The sequence below is a fragment of the Gelatiniphilus marinus genome (assembly GCF_042684345.1).
Classification (GTDB): domain Bacteria; phylum Bacteroidota; class Bacteroidia; order Flavobacteriales; family Flavobacteriaceae; genus Gelatiniphilus; species Gelatiniphilus marinus.
Genome location: NZ_JBHULK010000001.1, coordinates 105636 through 128376 on the forward strand (window position 1 = coordinate 105636; position 22741 = coordinate 128376).

Annotated in this window: 25 protein-coding genes and 1 tRNA gene; 14 read left to right on the forward strand and 12 right to left on the reverse strand. The window is 35.2% G+C overall.

The genetic code is table 11. The features are described from left to right. Positions 1–57 precede the first annotated feature (57 nt). A complete protein-coding gene (locus tag ACFSQS_RS00485) occupies positions 58–1236 on the reverse strand; it encodes an AIR synthase related protein (RefSeq protein WP_388012412.1) in 1179 nt (392 codons plus the stop codon). Positions 1237–1508: 272 nt separating this feature from the next. On the opposite strand from ACFSQS_RS00485, the gene truA reads away from it, so the two are divergent. The 5 genes from truA to ACFSQS_RS00510 all read left to right on the forward strand — a co-directional run bounded on the left by truA (position 1509) and on the right by ACFSQS_RS00510 (position 5802). Beyond that, positions 1509–2252, forward strand: a complete 744-nt coding sequence (truA, locus tag ACFSQS_RS00490; protein ID WP_388012415.1) for a tRNA pseudouridine(38-40) synthase TruA — start codon at positions 1509–1511, stop codon at positions 2250–2252. After that, positions 2253–4019 (forward strand): ABC transporter ATP-binding protein, encoded by a 1767-nt coding sequence (locus tag ACFSQS_RS00495; protein ID WP_388012418.1) that lies wholly within the window; start codon positions 2253–2255, stop codon positions 4017–4019. Between the two features lie 253 nt (positions 4020–4272). Beyond that, the gene (locus ACFSQS_RS00500; protein ID WP_388012421.1) at positions 4273–4488 is read left to right on the forward strand and encodes a hypothetical protein; all 216 of its coding nucleotides are present in this window, start codon (positions 4273–4275) and stop codon (positions 4486–4488) included. Between the two features lie 124 nt (positions 4489–4612). After that, entirely contained in the window at positions 4613–5221 is a 609-nt protein-coding gene (locus ACFSQS_RS00505) for a hypothetical protein (RefSeq protein ID WP_388012424.1), read from the forward strand. Next, a complete protein-coding gene (locus tag ACFSQS_RS00510) occupies positions 5221–5802 on the forward strand; it encodes a hypothetical protein (protein ID WP_388012427.1) in 582 nt (193 codons plus the stop codon). Before ACFSQS_RS00505 ends, ACFSQS_RS00510 begins: the two co-directional genes overlap by 1 nt. Positions 5803–5912: 110 nt before the next feature. On the opposite strand, the gene ACFSQS_RS00515 is transcribed toward ACFSQS_RS00510, so the two are convergent. From ACFSQS_RS00515 to folP, 4 genes are read right to left on the reverse strand one after another with little or no spacing between them, the layout of a single operon-like run. Then, a complete protein-coding gene (locus ACFSQS_RS00515) occupies positions 5913–6704 on the reverse strand; it encodes a DUF3667 domain-containing protein (RefSeq protein ID WP_388012430.1) in 792 nt (263 codons plus the stop codon). After that, positions 6705–7490 carry a diadenylate cyclase CdaA gene (gene cdaA / locus ACFSQS_RS00520; RefSeq protein ID WP_388012433.1) on the reverse strand — a complete coding sequence of 262 codons (786 nt, stop codon included), beginning with the start codon at positions 7488–7490 and terminating at the stop codon, positions 6705–6707. 35 nt (positions 7491–7525) lie between these two features. Continuing rightward, positions 7526–8206 (reverse strand): hypothetical protein, encoded by a 681-nt coding sequence (locus ACFSQS_RS00525; RefSeq protein ID WP_388012436.1) that lies wholly within the window; start codon positions 8204–8206, stop codon positions 7526–7528. A gap of 5 nt (positions 8207–8211) precedes the next feature. Next, positions 8212–9042 carry a dihydropteroate synthase gene (folP, locus tag ACFSQS_RS00530; RefSeq protein WP_388012439.1) on the reverse strand — a complete coding sequence of 277 codons (831 nt, stop codon included), beginning with the start codon at positions 9040–9042 and terminating at the stop codon, positions 8212–8214. Positions 9043–9190: 148 nt separating this feature from the next. Here folP and ACFSQS_RS00535 point away from each other — a divergent pair, with 148 nt between their 5' ends. From ACFSQS_RS00535 to ACFSQS_RS00560, 6 genes are all read left to right on the forward strand, one after another. Beyond that, the gene (locus ACFSQS_RS00535; protein WP_388012442.1) at positions 9191–9739 is read left to right on the forward strand and encodes a DUF1599 domain-containing protein; all 549 of its coding nucleotides are present in this window, start codon (positions 9191–9193) and stop codon (positions 9737–9739) included. Positions 9740–9854: 115 nt separating this feature from the next. Continuing rightward, a complete protein-coding gene (locus ACFSQS_RS00540) occupies positions 9855–11171 on the forward strand; it encodes a BT_3928 family protein (RefSeq protein WP_388012445.1) in 1317 nt (438 codons plus the stop codon). A 79-nt stretch (positions 11172–11250) separates the two neighbouring features. Then, on the forward strand, positions 11251–11742 hold the full coding sequence (locus ACFSQS_RS00545; RefSeq protein ID WP_388012448.1) for a TlpA family protein disulfide reductase: 492 nt from the start codon (positions 11251–11253) through the stop codon (positions 11740–11742). Positions 11743–11823: 81 nt separating this feature from the next. Then, positions 11824–12582 (forward strand): triose-phosphate isomerase, encoded by a 759-nt coding sequence (tpiA, locus tag ACFSQS_RS00550; RefSeq protein ID WP_388012451.1) that lies wholly within the window; start codon positions 11824–11826, stop codon positions 12580–12582. Between the two features lie 131 nt (positions 12583–12713). Next, a complete protein-coding gene (gene prmA, locus ACFSQS_RS00555; RefSeq protein WP_388012454.1) occupies positions 12714–13550 on the forward strand; it encodes a 50S ribosomal protein L11 methyltransferase in 837 nt (278 codons plus the stop codon). A gap of 53 nt (positions 13551–13603) precedes the next feature. Beyond that, on the forward strand, positions 13604–13879 hold the full coding sequence (locus tag ACFSQS_RS00560; RefSeq protein ID WP_388012457.1) for an ATP-dependent Clp protease adaptor ClpS: 276 nt from the start codon (positions 13604–13606) through the stop codon (positions 13877–13879). A 63-nt stretch (positions 13880–13942) separates the two neighbouring features. On the opposite strand, the gene ACFSQS_RS00565 is transcribed toward ACFSQS_RS00560, so the two are convergent. The 6 genes from ACFSQS_RS00565 to ACFSQS_RS00590 all read right to left on the reverse strand — a co-directional run bounded on the left by ACFSQS_RS00565 (position 13943) and on the right by ACFSQS_RS00590 (position 18383). After that, on the reverse strand, positions 13943–14212 hold the full coding sequence (locus tag ACFSQS_RS00565; RefSeq protein WP_388012460.1) for a heavy-metal-associated domain-containing protein: 270 nt from the start codon (positions 14210–14212) through the stop codon (positions 13943–13945). 19 nt (positions 14213–14231) lie between these two features. Then, positions 14232–15644: an MBL fold metallo-hydrolase gene (locus tag ACFSQS_RS00570; RefSeq protein ID WP_388012463.1), complete on the reverse strand. Its 1413-nt coding sequence runs from the start codon at positions 15642–15644 to the stop codon at positions 14232–14234. Between the two features lie 127 nt (positions 15645–15771). Continuing rightward, a complete protein-coding gene (locus tag ACFSQS_RS00575; RefSeq protein ID WP_388012466.1) occupies positions 15772–16566 on the reverse strand; it encodes a sulfite exporter TauE/SafE family protein in 795 nt (264 codons plus the stop codon). Further along, a complete protein-coding gene (locus ACFSQS_RS00580) occupies positions 16567–16980 on the reverse strand; it encodes a DUF6691 family protein (protein ID WP_388012469.1) in 414 nt (137 codons plus the stop codon). It abuts the gene before it with no gap. Further along, positions 16977–17537 carry a YeeE/YedE family protein gene (locus ACFSQS_RS00585; RefSeq protein ID WP_388012472.1) on the reverse strand — a complete coding sequence of 187 codons (561 nt, stop codon included), beginning with the start codon at positions 17535–17537 and terminating at the stop codon, positions 16977–16979. Before ACFSQS_RS00585 ends, ACFSQS_RS00580 begins: the two co-directional genes overlap by 4 nt. 213 nt (positions 17538–17750) lie before the next feature. Continuing rightward, positions 17751–18383, reverse strand: a complete 633-nt coding sequence (locus tag ACFSQS_RS00590; protein ID WP_388012475.1) for a Crp/Fnr family transcriptional regulator — start codon at positions 18381–18383, stop codon at positions 17751–17753. An 82-nt stretch (positions 18384–18465) separates the two neighbouring features. On the opposite strand from ACFSQS_RS00590, the gene ACFSQS_RS00595 reads away from it, so the two are divergent. Together ACFSQS_RS00595 and manA are read left to right on the forward strand one after the other, a co-directional pair. Then, positions 18466–18539: transfer RNA gene (locus ACFSQS_RS00595), tRNA-Arg, on the forward strand. A gap of 281 nt (positions 18540–18820) precedes the next feature. Beyond that, positions 18821–20023, forward strand: coding sequence for a mannose-6-phosphate isomerase, class I (gene manA / locus ACFSQS_RS00600; RefSeq protein WP_388012478.1), 1203 nt, complete (start codon positions 18821–18823; stop codon positions 20021–20023). 21 nt (positions 20024–20044) lie between these two features. Here the strand turns inward: manA and ACFSQS_RS00605 are convergent, their stop codons facing one another. Next, on the reverse strand, positions 20045–20197 hold the full coding sequence (locus ACFSQS_RS00605; protein ID WP_388012481.1) for an SsrA-binding protein: 153 nt from the start codon (positions 20195–20197) through the stop codon (positions 20045–20047). A gap of 517 nt (positions 20198–20714) precedes the next feature. Here ACFSQS_RS00605 and ACFSQS_RS00610 point away from each other — a divergent pair. After that, positions 20715–22700 (forward strand): endonuclease, encoded by a 1986-nt coding sequence (locus tag ACFSQS_RS00610; protein WP_388012484.1) that lies wholly within the window; start codon positions 20715–20717, stop codon positions 22698–22700. Positions 22701–22741 lie beyond the last annotated feature (41 nt).

Consider the following 22741-nt stretch of genomic DNA (forward strand, 5'->3'; position numbering starts at 1 on the left):
TAATTGAATTACGATTTTTTATCAAAAACCATTCCAATGTAATAAAAAGGATTAAAATCAATAATTAAACTCCCCAAACTCAGATTTTATTGTAAGTTTTTTAGTTTTTGATGCTTCAACCCGTCCAATTATTTTGGCATCGACATTAAAGGATTTTGATATGGATATAATATGATCTGCAATTTCTGGACTTATGTAAAGTTCCATTCTGTGCCCGCAATTAAATACTTGGTACATTTCTTTCCAATCGGTTTTGCTTTGCTCTTGTATTAATTTAAACAGTGGCGGGATGGCAAACATATTATCTTTTACAATATGGAACTCATCTACAAAATGGAGTATTTTTGTTTGTGCACCACCAGAGCAATGTACCATGCCGTGAATGGTTTCGGCATTGTAATGCGATAGTATTTCTTTTATTATTGGTGCGTATGTGCGTGTTGGTGATAATACTAATTTTCCAGCGTCAATGGGCGAATTATCTACAACATCGGTTAATTTAACACCGCCAGAATACACTAGCTCTTCTGGTACCGAGGCATCAAAACTTTCAGGGTATTTTTTAGCCAAATATTTGCTAAACACATCGTGTCTTGCCGATGTTAGCCCGTTGCTTCCCATGCCGCCGTTATAGGCTTTCTCGTAAGTGGCTTGCCCAAAGCTTTCTAAGCCTACAATAACATCGCCCGCTTTAATATTGGCATTGTCAATTACATTGCTGCGTTTCATTCTTGCGGTAACGGTAGAGTCCACAATAATGGTGCGTACCAAGTCGCCCACATCGGCAGTTTCGCCACCCGTGGAATGTATGGTAACACCAAACGATTTTAAATCTTCAAGTAGTTCTTCGGTGCCGTTTATAATGGCCGAAATAACCTCACCGGGAATTAGGTTTTTGTTACGCCCAATGGTTGATGACAGCATGATATGGTCTGTAGCTCCAACACATAATAAATCGTCTATGTTCATTATCAATGCATCTTGGGCAATGCCTTTCCAAACCGAAATATCGCCTGTTTCTTTCCAATACATGTAGGCCAAAGACGATTTTGTTCCCGCGCCATCGGCATGCATAATCAAACAATAGTTTTTATCATTTGTTAAATAATCTGGAACAATTTTGCAGAATGCCTTTGGAAATAATCCTTTATCAATGTTTTTAATGGCATTGTGAACATCTTCTTTTGATGCCGAAACACCACGTTGCGCATAACGCTTTGAAACTTCTTGACTCATAATAGTGTATTAATGCTGCAAAAGTAAATTATTATTTTAGAAACCTTAGAATATGAGCACGAAAAATATAAAACAGGTATTGTTAATCTAATTGAAGCACCAATACATCAATTTTAAGACAAGTATAGTTTTTAGCTGTTATTAAGTTAAACTTGTGGGTTTAGCAGGCAAAGTAGCACTAAATAATCTTTTAGTATTTAATTAAGACAACTGTTTTAAATAAAGTAACAAATCTGTCTATCTTTGCCAGCATACCAAAGTATAAACACAAATTGCGATATTTTATAGAATTTTCTTATAATGGTAGTGCCTACCACGGTTGGCAAATTCAGCCTAAAGCCCTTACGGTTCAAGAGGTTTTAGAAAGCGCTTTATCTACATTGTTGCGAATACCTATTTCTGTAATGGGCGCAGGGCGAACCGATACCGGAGTGCATGCCTCGCAAATGTTTGCGCATTTTGATTTTAATAAAGATTTGGATGTGGATAATGTAATATTTAAACTCAATTCGTTTTTACCAAAAGATATTGCGGTACATAATATCTTTAAAGTTAAGGCAGATGCCCATGCGCGTTTTAATGCATTGAGCAGAACTTATTTGTACAGAATAAGTACAAAAAAAAATGTATTTACCTTCAACCAGACCTTTTATGTAAGGCAGATTTTAGATGTTGAAAAAATGAATGAAGCTTCAAAAATTTTATGTAATTATAAAGATTTTCAATGCTTCTCTAAAAGCAATACCGATGTAAAAACGTATTATTGTAAAATAATGAAGGCTGAATGGGTTTTAGTAAATTCCGAACTCCAATTTACGGTTCAAGCCGATAGGTTTTTGCGCAATATGGTGCGTGCCATTGTAGGAACTATGGTAAACATTGGTTTAGGAAAAACAACAGTTGAAGATTTACAGCAAATTATAGCATCTAAAAATAGGAGTGAAGCCGGATTTTCGGTACCCGCACAGGGCTTGTATTTAACTAAAATTGAATATCCAGACCATATAAAATTGTAAATGGCTAAAAACAAAGAACATATTTTCGACGTTAAATTGTTTGCGCGTCTTTTTCAATATATAAAACCCTATAAAACAGTGTTTTTTGGACTGTTGTTATTGGTTATATTATTGGCGGTTTTTGGAGCCGCAACACCCAAGATCACCCAGTTTGCAATAGACGATAGTATTGCCGGCTCAAACCCAGATGAATTCCTGTTTTACATAACCGTTATGTTGGTGGTTTTAATTTTTCAAACCCTATTTCAATTAACCTTTATTTATTATGCGGCTTGGTTAGGGCAAAACCTGGTTATGGACGTTCGTGTTAAACTCTTCAATCATCTGTTGCGCTTTAAAATGAAGTATTACGATAATTCTTCTGTTGGCCTGCTTATTACAAGAACCGTAACCGATATGGAGCGTATTGCCGATATTTTTGGCCAAGGCTTGTTTATGATTTTTAGAGACCTGCTTACCATGCTTGTCGTTTTCGGATTTATGGTTTACACCAATTTAAAGCTGAGTTTAATCGTATTTGTTATGCTGCCTTTGCTGTTGTATGCAACTCGTGTTTTTCAGAAATACATGAAAAAAGCCTTTGAGGAAGTGAGGAACGAAGTCTCTAATTTAAATTCCTTTGTGCAAGAGCGTTTAACAGGCATGAAAATCTTGCAATTATTTACCCGTGAAACCACAGAGTATAAAAGATTTAAAGCCATAAACCAACGCCATAAAAAAGGCTGGTTAAAAACCGTTTGGTACAACTCTATCTTTTTTCCGTTAGCAGATTTATCGGGCTCGATTACCATTGGTTTGGTGGCTTGGTACGGTGGCTTAAACGTGGTGCTGGAAGGCAGCGTAACCAAAGGTACATTAATAGCTTTTATTATGTTTATTCCCATGTTGTTTAGGCCGCTTAGGCAAATGGCCGATAAATTTAATACCCTGCAAATGGGAATGGTAGCTGCCAATAGAGTGTTTAAGGTAATAGATACCACCTCGCAGATTGACGATACCGGAACCCATATTGCTGAGCATTTTAAAGGCGATATTGAATTTAAAAATGTGCATTTTAGTTATGTTGAAGACGAAGCCGTTTTGAAAGGCATTTCATTTAATGTGAAAGCTGGCGAAACCATAGCCATTGTTGGGGCCACTGGCGCTGGAAAATCTACCATTATAAATTTACTGAATCGTTTTTACGAAATAAAAAATGGTGTTATTGCTGTTGATGGTATAGATATTAAAGAAGTAACTTTAAATTCTTTACGCACCCAAATAGCCGTTGTTTTACAAGATGTGTTTTTATTTGCCGATACTATTTTAAACAACATAACGTTAAATAACCCAGAAATTACCGAGGCCAATGTGCAACAAGCCGCAAAAGATATTGGTATTCACGATTTTATTATGAGCCTACCAAACGGCTATCATTATAACGTAAAGGAACGCGGTGTGATGCTATCTTCGGGCCAGCGCCAACTTATTTCGTTTTTACGTGCTTATGTTACCAACCCGAGTATTTTGGTGTTGGATGAAGCAACTTCGTCGGTCGATTCCTATTCAGAACAACTCATTCAAAACGCCACCGATAAAATTACCAAAGGGCGTACCTCCATTGTTATTGCACACCGATTGGCAACCATAAAAAAAGCCGATAAAATTTTAGTGATGGATGCCGGTGAAATTGTTGAACAAGGCACCCACCACCAGTTGCTTAAAAAAGAAAACGGGTATTATAGAAATTTGTACGAAGTGCAGTTTTTAAAAGAGGAAGTGTATTGATAGCTTTGAATTAGTTATTTTTATTAAAAAAACACTTATTTATTGCTTTGATACAGAGTGTTTTAAGGAAAAACCGTAATTAGCTTGTGGCTTTCCCTCATTTAGTTTTGTAAATATAACCTTAGATTTGTTTAAATATATTTAGTGTCTTTTTAAGAATACAACTTTAAACTATCTTTTATGAAAAATTTTAAACTTACTTACTGTAATTATTCTTGTCTCCTGTCATAAAGATGACAATATATCTTCGTCATTGAATTCACTTAATGAAAATGAAGAAGTTTTATTAGTTGAAAATCGTCTTAGTTTTACCAGTAAACAGCAACTTACTGAGTTGTTTAATAAAAATGCTAGTGCATCTAATGAGGTTTTATTTAAGCTTCTTGAGCCATATTATGAAAAAGGATTTTTATCATTGAGACCTCCAGTTACAGAGGAAAATGAAGAGATAATTTTTAATAGAATATAAGAGATTTATAAACCTAATAGAAATTACTTAAAATCAAAACAGTCTATTAATAAAACATCATCCAATGCAGATAATATTATTGATGATATTGATGATCTAGAGGATATAATTGGAGATGAAACACATGTCTGTAGTTTATAAATTAAGAAGAATAATTAGGCGATATAGTATATTGGTAATTTGTTCGTCTATGCTATGCTCTTGCGTTTTATCTGCGTCTTATGTACATGATATAGATTCCACTCCTTATGGTGTAGATTTTGGTCATGGTACTTGGGTGTTAAATGATTTGGACGTGCCATTTACCTTAAAAGATAAATTAACCAAATTAGTAAGAAAAGAATTGTCAAAGCATTTAAAAGATTCTTTGCTAACTCCAAGAGGTATAAAAAATATTGCATTGCCTTATGTTCCTATAAACCCAGACACCTTAATGCTAAACCGCTTAAAAAATACGGTAAAACACCACTATTTTATAAACATAAGAGGGCGAGTTGTTAAGAATGAAATGTTGTCATTTGCAATTGAAAATGCAGATATTAATAATATGAACATAACCGAGACTATATTGCAAATTTACGATTTGAATAGTTTAGAAACTATTTACTCAAGGAGAGTTATAGCAAAAGTAAAAATGACAGAAGATGAAGACGATAATTTTTATTTTGTCAAAGATGTTAACGGTATGATAGTTAAAAGCTTAAAGAAAATATTAAAAAAACTTAAGAAATAATGATCAAAAGATTTATAAGTATAAAAAGTATTCTTTTCTTTTTAATAGCAACCCTTTCGTTGTTTAGTTTGCAAGCTCAAACGGATAATGATTTACCAACGATAGAGGACAAAATAATTGGCTTACAAACAGGGCTTTTTGGATTTTGGGGACATTATGAAACCAAAATTACTTCATCAATATCGTTACGAGGAGAATTTGGGTTGGATTTAGGTTTAAGGAAAGGGGTATTTACTAATGATGAAATGGTATTTGCCTTAATTCCAAATTTAGTTGTTGAATCTCGATGGTATTATAGTTTAGAAAGACGCATTCGTAAAGGGAAGAGCATTGCTCATAATTCAGGGTTCTTTTTAGGAATAAAGTCAAGGTATTACCCAGATTGGTTTGTTATTTCAAGCGATGATAGTGTATCGATAGTTGAGAGTATAGATTTTATACCTAAAATTGGTTATAGAAAAGTATGGAATAATCATTTGAGTTTTGAATCTGGTTTTGGAATTGGAAAATCTCTGAATATTCCAAGTGACAATTGGGACACCACAGCTGAATTGACTTTCAGGATAGGCTATAACTTTTAATTATAAATATGCAAAATTACAGTAAAAATTATGTGCTGCGGACTACTCAAAAAAGAAAACGGGTATAACAGAAACCTTTACGAAGTACAGTTTTTAAAAGAGGAAGTGGCTTAACTACCTTTAGCGGCTTTTTGGGTATCTATAATTTGCTGAAAATCGCCATTTAAAAACATGTATATTCCCATAACTACCGAAATTATTACAAAAACCACCAGCAAGACTGCCACAAACAAAAGTGTCCTTAAAATAATTTGTTTGGTGTTTAAGCTATATAAACGTTTTAGGCATATAGCGGTGTATAAAACCATTAGGGGCGTAAAAACCAAACTCAAAACGCCTTGGTGAACATTAAACAAAGAAAACAAGATGCTAGCTATAGCCGTAACAATAGACATTTGGGCTTGCAGATACAAAAAAACCACAAGCAGCTCGGTATAATTAAATTTATTAAATCCAACAAACGAAATGCGTGCTATTAGCGCATAAAGCGGAACGTAAAGCATCATAAAAAGCGACATGTTCTCTTGGACGAAGTTTACATTTCGTTCTTGAAATTCTTCTTGTCCTTCTGGAGATAGTATGGAGTAATCAATACTATCAGGAAAATATTTCTTTAAAATAAAAATGTAGAGCCCTGTAATGGTTATCGCAATTGCAAAATAGCTAATTACGTTTACATATTTTTTTCGGGTGACATTAATGTAGCTTTCAATAACATCTTCAGGTTTTTTAAAAAGATTGATAAAGGTTTGAAGGAATTTGTTGTCGTAATTAAAAAACTGTTCGCTAAAACTTTCAAAAAGATTTTTAAGCGTGAGCCTGTTGCGTATCACTTTGCCGCCACACATGTAGCAGTAGCTGCTGTTTTTATATAATGCGGTATTACAATTTTTACAGTTCATTTAGGCCAAATCTTTTTTAATTATGTCGTTTAGCTCGTTGGTGTTCTCAAAAACCACAAATTCCCCGTCTTTAAAATAAGAAACATGTCCGGTTTCCTCGCTAACCACCAAGGCGAGTGCATCGGTTTTTTCGGTAATACCAATAGCGGCCCTATGCCGTAAACCAAAACGTTTTGGAATGTTTTTTTCGTTGTTTACAGGAAGAATAACACGCGTTGCTTTAACAATATTGTTACTTACTATAATCGCACCATCGTGCAATGGGCTGTTTTTAAAAAATATACTTTCAATAATGGGTTGCGTAACTTTAATGTTCATTTGATCGCCAGAAGACAGTAAAAAATCAAGATTGTTGTTCCGTTCAAAAACAATTAGGGCACCCGTTTTCGTTGCGCCCATTTTAACACAGGCCGAAACTATGGCATCTACATTGGTTGTGTTTTCGTTCTCGGTTTTTATAAATTTAAACTGTTTTAAAAACTTGCGCCGCCTGCTAAAATTTGTAGAGCCCACCATAAGCAGAAACTTCCTTATTTCGGGTTGAAACACCACAATTAACGCAATAATACCCACTTTAATAAAACCGCCAAAAATACTGGTTAAAAGTTGCATTTCAAGAAAATCGGTTAATCGCCAAACCAAATAAATAATGATAATGCCAATAAGTATGTTTATGGCAACCGTACCTTTTACAAGTTTGTAAATATAGTAGAGTAGAATGGCTACTAGAAACACATCGATAAGATCGACAACCGTAAATTTTAAAAGGTCTTTAAAAATTTCCAAAGGCAGTGGGTTTTGGTAAATTTAATAAAAAAGCGTTAATAAATAAATTCGTTGTTTGAAATGTAAATTGAATCTTTGTTAATAGATAAAACTAATGATTTAAACGAAATATAATCTTGAAAACTCAGTGCCTTATTGAAATTTAAATACACCGTTTTTGCATCGAGAGTCATCTTTTTTAAATGATTGATTACATTTTCTTTATTTGTTTGAATTATAAAATGATCAGAATCTGGGTTTATGATGGTAATGTTGTTATTAAGATCGATATTTATTCCAATTGAAGGCGCTTTAGGGGTTGATTTTGATTGTGTTTTAAAATAATCATTAGAAGATCCCAGATAATAAACCACATTTGTAAATTCTATAAAGCCTAAATTTTTTCTACTCGTATCGTTACAGGTAAAATAGTTTTTAGCCTTTTCGTTTTTATGGCTGGAATTTTGTTTTTTCTCTTGAATGAATTTAATAAGCGGAATGGCCTGTTTCAGCGTTAAGCGTTTATCAACATTTACCAACCAATTAGTGGTGCTTATCAGGTTTTTTCTGTTAAGTTCAACACTGTCTTTTTGTGTTTCATCGTAAAATAGGTAAGCCGGCGAAACATCGAAAATTTCTGTAATTTCTGAATGACTAATTTCTGGCAATAAAACCACTTTTTCTTTTCCGCAGGAAAAAACAAAAAGAACTGTAATTAATAAAAAAATAGGTTTCATAACTTCTAACTTCTAACTTCTAACTTCTCAACTAATTTAACACACTCCACAGCTTCTTTAACATCGTGCACACGTAAAATTGATGCGCCTTTTTGCAGCGCCACCGTATTTAAAACCGTGGTGCCGTTCAAAGCATCTTTTGCTGAGGTTTCTAAAGTTTTGTAAATCATCGATTTTCTTGAAATTCCCGCAAGTAATGGTTTATCTAATATTTTAAATAATTCCAATTGGTTTAAAACTTCAAAATTTTGCTCTAAAGTTTTTGCAAAACCAAAACCAGGGTCAATAATCATATCAATAATTCCCAATTGTTTTGCTGCTGCAATACGTTCAGAAAAATAAAATAATATGTCTTTTATCAAATTATCGTAATGGGTGTACTGCTGCATATTTTGTGGTGTTCCGCGAGTATGCATCATAATATATGGCACTTTTAAATGGGCAATGGTTGGCAGCATATTATCGTCTAATTTCCCTGCCGATATATCGTTAACCAAACAAGCACCAGCTTCAATACAGGGTTTTGCAACGGTGCTTCTAAAGGTATCGATAGAAAGTAGTGCTTTTGGGAATTCCTTTAAAATCAAGTTAACAATGGGCAATATGCGTTTTAACTCATTGGTCTCGCTAACATGATCTGCATTTGGTCGCGAGCTGTATGCGCCAACATCAATAAATGTGGCACCTTCATTCAGCATTTTTTCAACTCGATTTAAAATATCTTTTTCATTTTTATAACTACCGCCATCGTAAAAAGAATCGGGTGTAATATTTAAAATACCCATCACTTTTGGCGATGATAAATCGATGAGTTGGCCTTTGCAATTTATAGTCATAATCTTAAAAATCCCAATATTTAAAATATCAAATTCCAAACCTAAAACTTTAAACTTGAAAGTAGAAATATAAACTCCAAAACTTTAAACACTAAACTTTTGAACTTTAAACAATTTAAGCGAAATTTACGCAAAATTCATTTTATTGATGCAAGATACCTCAAAACAATACGATGCGGTAATAGATACCTGTAAAAGTTTATTTGTTAAAAAAATGGGCGATTACGGAAGTGCTTGGAGAATACTGCGTTTACCATCGTTAACCGACCAGATTTTTATAAAAGCTCAGCGCATAAGAAGCTTGCAGCAAAACGCTATAAGAAAGGTTGATGAGGGCGAGGTAAGCGAATTTATAGGTATTATAAATTACTGTATTATGGCATTAATTCAGTTGGAAAAAGGCGTGGTTGAACAACCCGACATGACGACTGAAGAAGCTACAAAACTATACACCAAACAAGCAACCATTACCAAAAAACTCATGGAGGACAAAAACCACGATTACGGCGAAGCGTGGCGCGATATGCGCGTGAGCAGTTTAACCGATTTGATTTTGCAAAAACTGTTGCGCGTTAAATCCATTGAAAATAACGAAGGAAATACTCAAGTAAGCGAAGGGGTTGATGCCAATTATCAAGACATGATAAATTATGCGGTTTTTGCATTAATTCATTTGAAAGAAAAGAAAGAAAAATAGTTGTCATTCCTGCGAAGGCAGGAATCCACTTTATAAAGATAAAGGTATAATTAATAAGATTCCTGTTGAAGTTTATCTTGAGCGATAGTCGAAAGGCAGGAATGACAAAAAATTTATGAAAACACTAGTAGCATTAAGCAGAATATTTGTTGGCGTTTTATTTATTATTTCAGGGTTTATAAAACTAAACGACCCTTTGGGGTTTTCGTACAAACTGGAAGAATACTTTGCCGAAGGGGTTTTAAATATCGAGTTTTTAATACCCTATGCATTGGGTATTTCGGTGCTTGTGGTAGTTTTCGAGGTGGTCTTGGGCGTATTTTTGCTTATTGGTTACAAGCCTAAATTTACCGTTTGCAGCCTGTTGTTAATGATTGTCTTTTTTACATTTTTAACCTTCTATTCGGCGTATTTCGATAAAGTAAAAGACTGCGGTTGTTTTGGCGATGCACTAAAACTAACACCCTGGGAAAGCTTTTTTAAAGATGTTATTTTACTGTTTTTCATCCTTATTTTATTCATCGGGTTAAAACATATAAAACCTGTATTTAGCAAGCTGCCCACAACTATTTTGGCACTTTTAAGTTTTGTAATAAGCTTGTGGTTTGGCTACCATGTACTTATGCATTTACCAGCAATAGACTTTAGAGCTTATAAAATAGGAAATAATATTACTGAAGGGATGAGCATTCCCGATGACGCCCCAAAAGCCATACAAGAATTTACCTGGACCTTCAACATTAACGGCGAAGAAAAAGAAATTGTAACAGAGGGCAGTTACCCAACAGTTGATGGCGAATACCTTGGCGTAGAAACCAAAGTTATTCGAGAAGCCTATCAGCCTCCGGTTATAGATTTCTCAATAGAAACCGATGATGAAGATTTAACCGAGCACTTTTTGGGCGAAGAAAACTTAATTGTAATAGTATCGTACAGTTTAGAGAAAATCGAAAAAGAAGGAGCAGCACGCTTAAAAGCAACAACCGATAAAGCCCTGGCAAACGGCTATAATGTTATAGGCTTAACCGCCTCTGGTAACGATACAAAACAGCATATTAACGAAACCTATAATTTAAATTTCAATTGGTATTTATGCGACGAAAAAGCACTAAAAACAGTAGTGCGCGCCAACCCCGGGATTTTAGAATTGGATGCCGGCACCGTAAAACAAAAACTCCATTGGAACGATATTGAAGATTTAGAGTTGCCCAAAGTAGAACCTAAAGTTGAATCAAAACCCCAAAAAGCAGAGGATGTTATTGCTTATTTTATCAACGAAAAACCATCAACAAAAGAAGACGTTGAAGCCTTAGATACAACATTGATTGAAAGTGTTAATGTTATTAAAGATGCAAAAGCATTAAAGGCTTATAATATTGAAAATAAAACAGCTTACACAGGTATTATCCAGGTTAAAATAAAAAAGCAATAGCCTCTTATCTACAAAAAAATAGTGATTTGGTGGCAAAAATTAATAATTGAAAAAATCTAAAAGTTAATATCAAAACAAAATGAAAAAAACAATTTACCTAATAATCCTGTTATTCAGTATATATAGTTGCCAAACAAAAGCACCAACACAGTTTTCAGAAGAAGCCCTAAACGATACCTTTATAACTTTAGAAGGCAACAACATCGCTTTCAAAGACATTTTAAAAACCCACAAAGGCAAAACCATAGTTATAGATGTTTGGGCATCGTGGTGCAAAGACTGTATAGAAGGCCTGCCCAAAGTAAAAACATTACAAACAGAATTTAAAGAGGCTGTTTATGTGTTTTTATCGTTAGATAAAAGTCAGGACGCCTGGAAAAAAGGTATCGAAAAATACAACGTAAACGGAGCGCACTACTTTATGCAGTCTGGTTGGAAAGGCCCTTTTGGCAATTTTATAAACCTAGATTGGATTCCCAGGTACATGGTAATAAACAAAACAGGAAACATAACATTGTTTAACGCCATACAAGCAGACGATGATAAGCTAACCCAGGCCATAAAAAAATAGTATTTTTGCCTTTTAAAGACAAGCTGATTTATAAACAAAAATAAATTTATCCCTTCTCCTAAAGAAGGTTAAAATCCGATTATGAGAAAACAAATAGTAGCAGGAAACTGGAAAATGAACAACGATTTAGCCGCATCAAAAAAACTGGCAAAACAAGTTGCAAAAAAGCTTAAAAAAGATAAAGTTAAAAACACAAAAGTCATTATCGCTCCAACCTTTGTAAGTTTGGCAAGTGCCGTAAAGGCCACAAAAAAATCTAGGGTAAAAGTAGCAGCCCAAAATATGCATTTTGAAGAAAGTGGTGCCTTTACGGGCGAAATATCAGCGAAAATGTTAAAATCAGTAGGCGTAAAAACCGTTATTCTTGGGCACTCAGAACGCAGAGAATATTTTGCCGAAACAGATGCCTTATTGGCAAAAAAAGTAGATGCCGCTTTAGCCAATAAAATGAACATTATTTTCTGCTTCGGAGAAGTTTTAGCCGACAGAAAATCCGGCAACCAAGAAACCGTAGTAGAAAACCAAATAAAAAACGCACTATTTCATTTAAAAGCAGATGCATTTAAAAACATCGTATTGGCCTACGAGCCCGTTTGGGCAATCGGTACCGGCGAAACCGCAAGCCCAGAGCAAGCACAAGACATGCACGCTTTTATAAGAAAAACAATGGCAGATAAATATGGAGCCGATGTGGCCAACAGCACATCCATTCTTTACGGCGGAAGCTGCAAGCCCACAAATGCCAAAGAAATTTTCTCTAAACCAGATGTCGATGGCGGCTTAATTGGAGGTGCGGCACTTAATGCCGACGATTTTTTGGCTATAGTAAACGCATTTTAAAATATTATTTTGGGCGTTACCCCGATAAAAATCGGGGTCGCGCTTTCCGTTATATCTTTTTCTCGTTCCTCAAAAAAGGATGCCACTGCAATCGCTAACGCACTTATCCGCCAAAATCAACAATAATAACAATGTCAAATACAATATATATAGGCTACTACTTTAAAGTAAAACCAGTACAACCAGCAACCGAAATCTTAATCGCAGAACTCGGTTACGCCGGTTTTGAAAGTTTTGTAGAAAACGAAGATGGCGTTACGGCATACATTCAAAAAGAAGAATGGCGTTCAGATATTTTAGAAGATATCCAAATATTAAAATCAGAAGAGTTTAAAATTAACTACACATTCGAAGAGATAGAACAAACCAACTGGAACGAAGCATGGGAAAAGAATTTCAACCCCATTGTGGTTGACGGTAAATGTGCCGTACGAGCACCATTCCATGAAAAATTCAATACAGAATACGACATTGTTATCGAGCCCAAAATGAGTTTTGGCACAGGCCACCACGAAACCACCCACATGATGATTCAGCAAATCTTAAAAAACGATTTCACAAATAAATCCGTTTTAGATATGGGCTGCGGCACAGGCGTTTTGGCCATTTTAGCCGAAATTAAAGGCGCAAAACCCATTGATGCCGTAGATTACGATAATTGGTGCTACCTTAATAGTTTAGAAAATGTAGAGCGCAATAATTGTAAGTGCATTACAGTTATTGAAGGCGATGCATCGGTTCTGGAAAATAAAAAATACGATGTTATTTTGGCAAATATAAACCGCAATATTTTATTGCAAGATATGCAAGCATACGCGACTAGTTTAAACAAAAACGGGATGCTGTTTTTAAGCGGGTTTTATACAGAAGACATTGCTGTAATTAAAAATGAATGTGAAAAATATCTGTTAAAATTTGAAGAAAAACTAGAAAGAAACCATTGGGTTTCGTTAAAATTTATAAATTAGTGGAAGAATTAAATAATGGCCTTTCTTGTGAAATGCCTGAAAGACAATAAGGTATGAGTGCAAAAGAAAAAATATCAGAAGAATTATTATTAGAAGAAAAAATCTCAACGCAAAACGAAATTGTGTTGTTCAATGACGATGTTAACACCTTCGACCACGTAATAGAAACCCTTATTTATGCTTGCGACCACACCTCAGAACAAGCTGAGCAATGTGCTTTACTTGTTCATTATAAAGGTAAATGCACGGTTAAAACCGGTTTGTACGACGATTTAAAACCACGTTGCTCCATGCTTCTCGAAGCAGGATTGAGCGCAGAAATAGTTTAGCAGATTAAAATATCTATTATTGCACAGACCTTACAGGTATTAAAAATCTGTAAGGTCTTTTTTTTACGATTGCATTCTTCCTATAGCGCAGCTCACAAAAGATTTCGCTTTTGTGGTTAAGGCATTTTTATCGCCAACAACGGGGTAGCCAAGTTTTGTTAATAAAGCTTTTGCTTCTTCAAGATTGTCTTCATTTTCATAGTTAAAAGAAACGGAATCATTGGTATTATCTACCTTGGTTTTCGATATGTCGTTTAAACCATTCAATTTGTTAACAATAGTATTAGCGCAACCGCCGCATTTTAGGTTTTGTATTTTCAAAGTTGTTTTCATTTTTTTTTTTTTTTCATTTTTATAAAGTTGAAGGACAAACAAAATCAGTTGTAGGCAAATCGGTGTTTTTTAGGGCTCCATATCCACCGGCAATATCTACTAAATTATTAAATCCGCGTGCTTTTAAAATAGACGCCGCTATTACCGAGCGGTAACCGCCTGCGCAATAAAGGTAATATGTTTTTTGATTGTTTATGGCGTTCATGTTATTATTTATATAGTCTAAGGGGAAGTGCTGCACGGTATCGCCCTTTAAACGTTCAGATTTATATTCGCCATCTTTTCTAACATCTAGCGTATTTACGGTTTTGTTTTTACATCGCTTAGAAAACTCAACGGCAGAAATAGATTCCAGGGTTTCAATATCTTTTCCGGCCGCTTTCCAAGCTTCAATACCGCCTTCAAGATAGCCTAAAGTATTATCGTACCCAACACGGGATAATCGTGTAACGGTTTCTTTTTCCTTGCCTTTTGGAGCAACCAGTAAAATAGGTTGTTTTAAATCTGTAATTAGTGCCCCGACCCACGGTGCAAACCCGCCATGGATTCCAATAAATATAGAGTTTGGTATGTGCGCTTTTACAAAGTCTTTTTCGTGTCTCACATCGAGCACCAAAGCACCTTCTTGATTGGCTATAGCTTCAAAGTCTTCGGGGTTTAAAGCTACATCGCCTTTTTTTAATACGGTTTCAAAATCATCGTATCCCGATTTGTTCATCATCGCATTTTTTGCAAAATATTGTGGTGGTGGCGGAATACCGTCAAGCACTTCTTTTACAAATTCTTCTTTGGTCATGTCTTCGCGTAAAGCGTAATTGGTTTTTTTCTGTTCGCCTAGAATGCCAACGGTTTCCTTGCTTAGGTTTTTACCGCAAGCCGAACCTGCTCCGTGAGCTGGATATACAATAACATGGTTTTCTAAAGGCATAATTTTATTGCGTAACGAATCGTATAACATTGCTGCCAAATCTTCTTTGGTAAGATTAGATTTTATGGCCAGATCTGGTCTGCCAACATCGCCTAAAAACAAAGTGTCTCCCGAAAAAATGGCGTGGTTTTTTCCGTTTTCGTCAATTAAAAGATAGGTGGCAGACTCTAAGGTATGCCCCGGTGTGTGCAATACTTTTATGGTTACGTTTCCTAAATTAAATTCCTCGTTATCTTTAGCTATATAAGCATCGTAATTTGTTTCTGCACTGGGGCCGAAAACAATGGTTGCGCCTGTTTTTTTTGCTAAATCGATATGGCCCGAAACAAAATCTGCGTGAAAATGGGTTTCGAAAACATACTTTATTTTAGCGTTTTCTTGTTGTGCTTTATCAATATATTGCTGGGTTTCGCGCAAGGGGTCGATGATGGCTACTTCGCCATTGGATTCTATATAATATGCGCCTTGGGCTAAACAGCCTGTGTAAATTTGTTCTATTTTCATTTTTTAATTTTGTTTCATTTCTGTCTTTCGGCTAATTCTCAAGATAAACTCAGCGAGAATTTATTTCAACATTACATCATTCAAAAATATAAAACCTATATGGTTTTGTTTGTGACATTTGTCACTTTCATGTATTTGTTTCTTTATAAATAATGTAAATAGCCATAATGAAAGAGAAATAACCGAAGCTTTTTTTGAGTTTGTTACCGCTTATATATTTTGATAGGAATACGCCTATGATAATACCTGCAACCGAAATTAAAGTAAATGTGAGCAGAAATAGCCACTCGATTTCCAGGGTTTGAATATCGCCCGTAAACCCGATTAAGGAATTTATGGTAACAATAATCAAGGAGGTGCCAACGGCTTTTTTCATAGGTATATTTGCCCAAAGTACCAGTGCGGGAACGTATAAAAAGCCACCACCTGCACCTATTATTCCGGTAATGGTGCCAATTACCAAACCCTGAGAAAAGGTTTTGTAATAGGCTTGTTTTTGTGGGATCTCGTGGGTTTCTTTTTGGTTTTTAATCATGGAAAAGGAAGCCAAAAGCATGATAATAGCAAAGAACACCATGATGCCCATTGCTTTTGTTAAAGTGAAATTGCCCAAGCTAAAAAGGTTTTCGGGAATGCCCGGAACTAAATATCTGCGAGATAAATATACGGCTATGAATGAGGGGAACGAAAAAGCGAAGCCTGTTTTAAAATCTACCAATCCCTTTTTGAATTTTTGATATGTGCCTACCATAGATGTTGTTCCTACAACAAACAAAGAGTAGGCGGTTGCAACAATGGGGTTGTAGCCCAATAAATAAACCAATAATGGTACGGTAAGTATGGAGCCGCCGCCGCCAATAAGCCCTAAAACAAGGCCTACCACTAATGCGCCTATGTACCCGAGCAATTGAGTGCTGTCCATTTAATGTGGTAGTTTGTCTTTTAAAACACCGTAAATAAATGTGCCTATTAAAGCAGAAACAATTACAATAAGCATGCTGTATATACCGGTGCCCAGTAAAATGTACATTGGGCCTGGGCACACTCCAACAAGTGCCCAACCTAGGCCAAAAATAATGCCTCCAACTATGTAGTTAACAAGGCCTTTGTTTTTTTTTGGAACAACAATATGGGTGCCTTTGTTGCTTTTTATATACCCTTTTTTCGTGATTTGCAAAAACAAAAAACCCGTTGCAATGGCAGTGCCTATTATACCATACATATGAAAGGATTGAAAGCGGAACATTTCGTAAATACGGTACCAAGAAACGGCTTCGGATTTGATTAAAACAATACCGAACAGGATACCAACTAATAAGAATTTTATAAATTTCATAACTCAAAAATTAACGGTAACATTAAGTTGGCCATAATTAATCCGCCAATAAAAAAACCAATTACTGCAATTAACGATGGTTTTTGTAAACTGCTTAGTCCGGTTATGGCGTGCCCAGAAGTACAGCCACCGGCGTAGCGTGTACCAAAACCTACAAGTAAACCGCCCACAATTAAAAGCAGTAAGTTTTTTAGGTTCAAAGTTTCCAAAGCAAATATTTCGTTGGGCACCAAGTTTGCTCCGGCGTTTTTAAAACCCATGTTCTGTAATTCTGAAACGGTTAGTGGGTTTAAGTTGGTAGGGGTGTTGTTTGATAGGTATTGAGTTGCTATAAAACCACCTATTAAAGCGCCCAAGACTACAATTAGGTTCCATGTTTGATCTTTCCAGTTGAACTTGAAAAAATCTGAAAATTTGCCCGCGCCACCAATAGCGCACATGGTTCTAAGGTTAGACGACATGCCAAAGGTTTTGCCAAAATACAGCAGTAATGCCATAACTAAGGTTATTAATGGGCCGGAAACGTACCAGGGCCAAGGGTTTAAAATGTATTCCATATTTATGTATTAAAAACTCAAAGATAAATTTATTTATAGCTTTACTTTGTTATATATGTTATAATTGTTTTTTATTTATACGGGTTTTGCGTTAAGTATTGTGTCTCTAAGCTTCGGGGTTTAAGCTCGCCGACACCGATAGCTACCAGAAGAATAAGCGAGTAGGGAAAGCCCAACTTCCAGAAGTTTCGCGAGTGGTAACGCTCAATAAACTTATTGTAAAACTTCAATTTTATTTCGGCTTAGTTTTATTTTTTTTTCGTTTTCCAACTGTTTTAGCAATCTGGATATTACAACGCGAGAGGTGTGCAGATCTTCGGCGATATCTAAATGTTTTACAATTATGGTATTAGAGTTTTCGAGTTTGGTCTTGTTTAACAAGTACTTGTATAGCCGCTCGTCCATTTTCATAAAGGCGAGATTGTCTATGGTTTCTAGCATTTCGTTAAAACGTGTTTGGTAACTTTCTAAAATAAAGTTTCTCCAGCTGTGGTTGTTATGAAACCATTTTTGCATGAGTGCAATGGGTATCAATACTAAACTTGAGTCTTTTTCGGCTACAGCCCTAATTTTGCTTTTAGAGGTGCCCATACAGCAGGTAAGCGACATGGTGCAGGTTTCTCCAGATTCTAGAAAGTAGATGAGCAAATCGCTACCGTCGTTGTCTTCTCTAAGGATTTTGATACTGCCACTTAGCAGAAGCGGTATATGCTCTAGGGGTTGGTTAATATCTATAATGATATCGTTTTTTTTAAAGGTTTTGAAAATCCCCGATAAATTAATTTCTTCTATGATTTTATCATCTAAAAGATGATGGAATTTCTGATGTAGTAGTGCTTTGGCCATGCGCAAAAATAATGATTTAGAATTTTGAAATAAAAGTTTGGTAGAGTTTTAATAAAAAATGTATATTTGCATCCACAAAAATGGCCATGTGGCGCAACTGAATAGCGCACTTGATTACGGCTCAAGAGGTTGCAGGTTTGAATCCTGCCATGGTCACTAAATTAATTTAAAAGCAAGCTTAACTTAAAGCTTGCTTTTTTGCTTTATAATGCCCGATGTTATGTTTTTCTATTCCATAAAAAAGATTAAATAGCATAAATATCGTTGCTTTTTTATGCGTAGCAAGCTATGTTTTAAAAATAGTGACCTGTCCAATCAAATTTCAGCTTCTTTTTTCGGTTTAAACGAAAAGTAAAACCTACTTAATATACTTTTATTTCCCCTTTTCCTTGGTTTAGTTTAAATTTGCAGTTCACTAATCAATAACCAATACAGGGATGTCTAAATTATTTGCGCTTAAAGGAAAGATACAAAATTACGCTTGGGGCGGAACCACATATATTCCCCAGTTATTAGGCCTTGAAAACAATAACGAAAAATGTGCCGAATATTGGTTGGGCGCACATGCCAATGCCCCTTCTGTAATTTCTACCGATAATGGAAGCCAAAACCTAGATCGCTTTATAGCATCGCAGTGTACCAGGATTTTAGGAGCAGACATTGCAAAAAAATTTGGTCGCTTGCCTTTTTTGTTTAAAGTACTGGATGTTAAGGACATGTTGTCCATTCAAGTGCACCCTACCAAAACTGAAGCCGAAAAAGGATTTAAGCTCGAAAACGAGTTGGGCATCCCGTTAACTGCAGCACACAGAAATTACAAAGACGATAACCATAAACCCGAAATTATGGTGGCACTTAGCGAGTTTTGGTTGTTGCATGGTTTTTTACCCGAAAACGAATTGATAGAAAGATTAAAAAACATTCCAGAATTTACTGGTTTACTACCCGTTTTTAATAAAGAAGGTTATTTTGGTTTGTACAAAAAAGTGATGGAGCAATCTGCCGAAGAAACCAACCGCGTATTAAAACCTTTGGTCGATAAGATTTTACCCTTGTATGCCGAAGGTAAGCTAGATAAATCGAGTCCCGATTATTGGGCTGCTAAAGCCGTAGATACCGCATCAGATAAAAACAATTTGGATAAAGGTATTTATTCTATTTATTTTTTCAACATCGTTAAAACCAATAAAGGCGAAGCCGTTTTTCAAGATGCAGGTATTCCGCATGCGTATCTTGAAGGCCAGAATATGGAACTTATGGCAAATTCAGATAATGTATTGCGAGGCGGTTTAACACCAAAACATATCGATGTGCCCGAGTTACTAAAGCATGTTGCTTTTGAGGAAACCATACCAAATGTAATGCAAGGCGAGTTGAAAGACGATGGATTGGAGCGCATTTATAGAACGCCAGCACCAGATTTTGAATTGAGTAAAATAGATTTAAAAAAATCTGATACCTATCAATCTAAGGCTAAAACTGCACAAATTTTAATAGTAATAGATGGCGAGGCTAAAATTGCTTCAAACGATAAAGTGCTGCCTGTAGTTAAAGGAGATTCGGTGTTTTTAGGGGCAGATTGTGTGTATAGCATAACTTCTCAAACTACTGCGACTTTATATAAGGCTACTGCGCCTTAAAAACTCTATGGTAAAATACAATTACCCTAAAGCATTCTTTGTAACATAAGCACGCCAGCCAATAATGGCCATTTGCAGTTTTGTGGCTTTGGCTAAATCCAGTTGCTTTTTAGAATAACTTGGTAATACCCTTTTGTTAACTTTTGCTAATAATTCAAATACTTGCTTTTTCATAAATTAAAACCCTTCTTAAAAGGTAAAAATAGTAAAACTTATTCTAGACTAAGTTTTACTTTTTTTTTTAATTATATAATAGATATTATAACCAAGATAATATCGATTATAAACTTAGCAAGTGTCATCATAATTTTAAGGTTTTATGGTTAATAAAAGGTTAATTGTAACATTGTTTTTTTAAGATATGTTTTTTGGAATATTCCCACCAAATGTTTTTAAGTAAATCTGTGAAATTGCATATAGATATGTAAGTAAAAAAATGATTTTGGTTTTAATATTTATGCAACTTGTTTTATTAGTGTTTTAATATGTAGCATATAATTAATTAATTGTTTTAAAATGAAATATTTGCAGGCCTTTTTTAAGACGTTTTTTATAAACCAAGGGAGCTTTCGTTACAAAAATGGATTATTTTTGCGTTTTTATCTTTTTAACTAAAAAAAGTAATTGTAAAAAATAATTTAGGTTGAGTTAAAATTTTGAACCTTACATTTGTAAAAAACCTTCCTATAAAATGAAAAACACCTTTACTTTAGTAGTAACCCTAATTGTTGCTCAGTTTTCTTTTGGGCAACTTGTTATTAATGAGCTTGATTGTGATACATCTACTCAAGAATCAAATATAGATACCCAAGAGTTTATCGAATTAAAATCTAATACTTCAAATTTTTCTTTAGATGGTTATGTGTTGGTGTTTTTTAATGGATCTGAAAATGGCATGAATTCAAGTTATTTAACTATCGATTTAGATGGCTATGTTACTGATGTTAACGGCTTATTTTTAATTGGTAGTGATCAAGTATCACCTTTCCCTCAGCTATTGATTCCAGTAAATACAATCCAAAATGGTGCAGATGCAGTTGCTCTTTATCAAGGCAATTGGGATGATTTCCCAGATGGAACATTAGCCACAATACATAACTTGGTAGATGTGTTAATGTACGATACTGATGATGATGATGATATCGATATGATTAATATTTTTAATAAACATCCAAATTTCACATCACTTCAGCAAATAAGTGAAGGTTCTAAAGACAATACTAATTCCATCCAACTAAATAACAACGGCACATATTCCGTAAAAACACCAACACCAAGGCAGTTAAACGATGGCAGTGGCGTACAGTTAAACGGAATAAATATCTCGATTGCACAAAATCAATATACTGAAGGAGAATCGTTTAATATTACTTTTACAACAGAACAAAATGTAACTTCAACATTGAGTTTTAACATCTTATTGCACAATGGCACTTTTAATGATTCAGACTTTACAGGAAATACCTCATTAACAATTCCAACAGGGCAAAATAATACCAGCACAACCATAACATTGGATGACGATGTTGAAGATGAAGGTGATGAAGTGGCAAAAATAAGGTTCGATAATTTACCAGCTGAATATTTAAAATTAAACAACAATATAGAAATCCGAGTTGTTGATAACGATTTTTTTGTTGCACCGTTTGGTACACCATTAAACCCTACATTCGGAACCGTAAATAGTACACAGCCCACTACATACTATAACAATTTAGATGGACTTTCTGGTGCAAATTTGCGTCAAGCCTTACAAAATATTATTGCTAATCCTGCAGTGGTTAGGGCGCAAACCTATGCCGATGTTATAGGTATTTTAAAAGAAGCCGATCAAAACCCGGCAAACAGCAACCAGGTGTGGTTGGTTTATTTGGAGGAAGGTCGGGCAAAACTAGATTTTCAAACCACTTCCAATAATTCTGGAAAATGGAACAGAGAGCACACATTTCCAAGGTCTTTAGGCGGATTTGGAGATATTGAAGCCGATGAGATCGCAAACGGAAAAGATATTTTTTGGGCCACAAAGGCCGATTCTTTAAGGCACGCCAATTCTGATGCACATGCATTGCGAGCAGCAGACGGACCAGAAAATAGCTCAAGAAGCAACCAGCACTATGGGCAATACATTGGGCCAACAGGAAATCAAGGTAGTTTTTATGGCGATGTGGCAAGAAGCGTGCTGTACCTGGATATTAGATATAACGGCCTGCAAGTGGTTAATGGATATCCTAGTATAACAGGGCAAATGGGAGATTTGGAAACCCTTTTAAATTGGCACAGAAACGATCCGCCAGACGATTACGAAATGAATAGAAACAACGTGGTTTATACCTGGCAGTTTAACAGGAATCCGTTTATAGACCAGCCAGATTTGGTCGAATATATTTGGGGCAATAGGGTTGGGCAAACCTGGAGCCAACCATTGAGTATTAAAAAAAATAAACTGTTAAACGTTCAATTATACCCAAATCCGGCAAGCGGAACGGTTTTTATAAAAGGTTTAAAATCTTCTGCACATGTAGAGGTGTTCTCTATTGAAAGCAGGAAAATAAAAACATTTAAAAGTAAAAACAACAAACCCTTAGAACTGGATATGCCCAACGGAATATATTTGATTAAAATAACTTCTGAAGGCAAACAGATAGTAAAAAAACTTATTGTTTCCAGTTCTAAATAAAGCGTTGCAACAAAACCAAATACAGGAGTGCAAATTTAGGC

What these genes read in the sequence shown, in the direction of transcription:
- ACFSQS_RS00485 (WP_388012412.1), bottom strand. Translation starts at nt 1,236, where the DNA reads ATGAGTCAAGAAGTTTCAAAGCGTTATGCGCAACGTGGTGTTTCGGCA.
- ACFSQS_RS00495 (WP_388012418.1), top strand. Translation starts at nt 2,253, where the DNA reads ATGGCTAAAAACAAAGAACATATTTTCGACGTTAAATTGTTTGCGCGT.
- ACFSQS_RS00505 (WP_388012424.1), top strand. Translation starts at nt 4,613, where the DNA reads ATGTCTGTAGTTTATAAATTAAGAAGAATAATTAGGCGATATAGTATA.
- ACFSQS_RS00510 (WP_388012427.1), top strand. Translation starts at nt 5,221, where the DNA reads ATGATCAAAAGATTTATAAGTATAAAAAGTATTCTTTTCTTTTTAATA.
- ACFSQS_RS00515 (WP_388012430.1), bottom strand. Translation starts at nt 6,704, where the DNA reads ATGAACTGTAAAAATTGTAATACCGCATTATATAAAAACAGCAGCTAC.
- ACFSQS_RS00525 (WP_388012436.1), bottom strand. Translation starts at nt 8,206, where the DNA reads ATGAAACCTATTTTTTTATTAATTACAGTTCTTTTTGTTTTTTCCTGC.
- folP (WP_388012439.1), bottom strand. Translation starts at nt 9,042, where the DNA reads ATGACTATAAATTGCAAAGGCCAACTCATCGATTTATCATCGCCAAAA.
- ACFSQS_RS00535 (WP_388012442.1), top strand. Translation starts at nt 9,191, where the DNA reads ATGCAAGATACCTCAAAACAATACGATGCGGTAATAGATACCTGTAAA.
- ACFSQS_RS00540 (WP_388012445.1), top strand. Translation starts at nt 9,855, where the DNA reads ATGAAAACACTAGTAGCATTAAGCAGAATATTTGTTGGCGTTTTATTT.
- ACFSQS_RS00545 (WP_388012448.1), top strand. Translation starts at nt 11,251, where the DNA reads ATGAAAAAAACAATTTACCTAATAATCCTGTTATTCAGTATATATAGT.
- tpiA (WP_388012451.1), top strand. Translation starts at nt 11,824, where the DNA reads ATGAGAAAACAAATAGTAGCAGGAAACTGGAAAATGAACAACGATTTA.
- prmA (WP_388012454.1), top strand. Translation starts at nt 12,714, where the DNA reads ATGTCAAATACAATATATATAGGCTACTACTTTAAAGTAAAACCAGTA.
- ACFSQS_RS00560 (WP_388012457.1), top strand. Translation starts at nt 13,604, where the DNA reads ATGAGTGCAAAAGAAAAAATATCAGAAGAATTATTATTAGAAGAAAAA.
- ACFSQS_RS00565 (WP_388012460.1), bottom strand. Translation starts at nt 14,212, where the DNA reads ATGAAAACAACTTTGAAAATACAAAACCTAAAATGCGGCGGTTGCGCT.
- ACFSQS_RS00570 (WP_388012463.1), bottom strand. Translation starts at nt 15,644, where the DNA reads ATGAAAATAGAACAAATTTACACAGGCTGTTTAGCCCAAGGCGCATAT.
- ACFSQS_RS00575 (WP_388012466.1), bottom strand. Translation starts at nt 16,566, where the DNA reads ATGGACAGCACTCAATTGCTCGGGTACATAGGCGCATTAGTGGTAGGC.
- ACFSQS_RS00580 (WP_388012469.1), bottom strand. Translation starts at nt 16,980, where the DNA reads ATGAAATTTATAAAATTCTTATTAGTTGGTATCCTGTTCGGTATTGTT.
- ACFSQS_RS00585 (WP_388012472.1), bottom strand. Translation starts at nt 17,537, where the DNA reads ATGGAATACATTTTAAACCCTTGGCCCTGGTACGTTTCCGGCCCATTA.
- ACFSQS_RS00590 (WP_388012475.1), bottom strand. Translation starts at nt 18,383, where the DNA reads ATGGCCAAAGCACTACTACATCAGAAATTCCATCATCTTTTAGATGAT.
- manA (WP_388012478.1), top strand. Translation starts at nt 18,821, where the DNA reads ATGTCTAAATTATTTGCGCTTAAAGGAAAGATACAAAATTACGCTTGG.
- ACFSQS_RS00605 (WP_388012481.1), bottom strand. Translation starts at nt 20,197, where the DNA reads ATGAAAAAGCAAGTATTTGAATTATTAGCAAAAGTTAACAAAAGGGTA.
- ACFSQS_RS00610 (WP_388012484.1), top strand. Translation starts at nt 20,715, where the DNA reads ATGAAAAACACCTTTACTTTAGTAGTAACCCTAATTGTTGCTCAGTTT.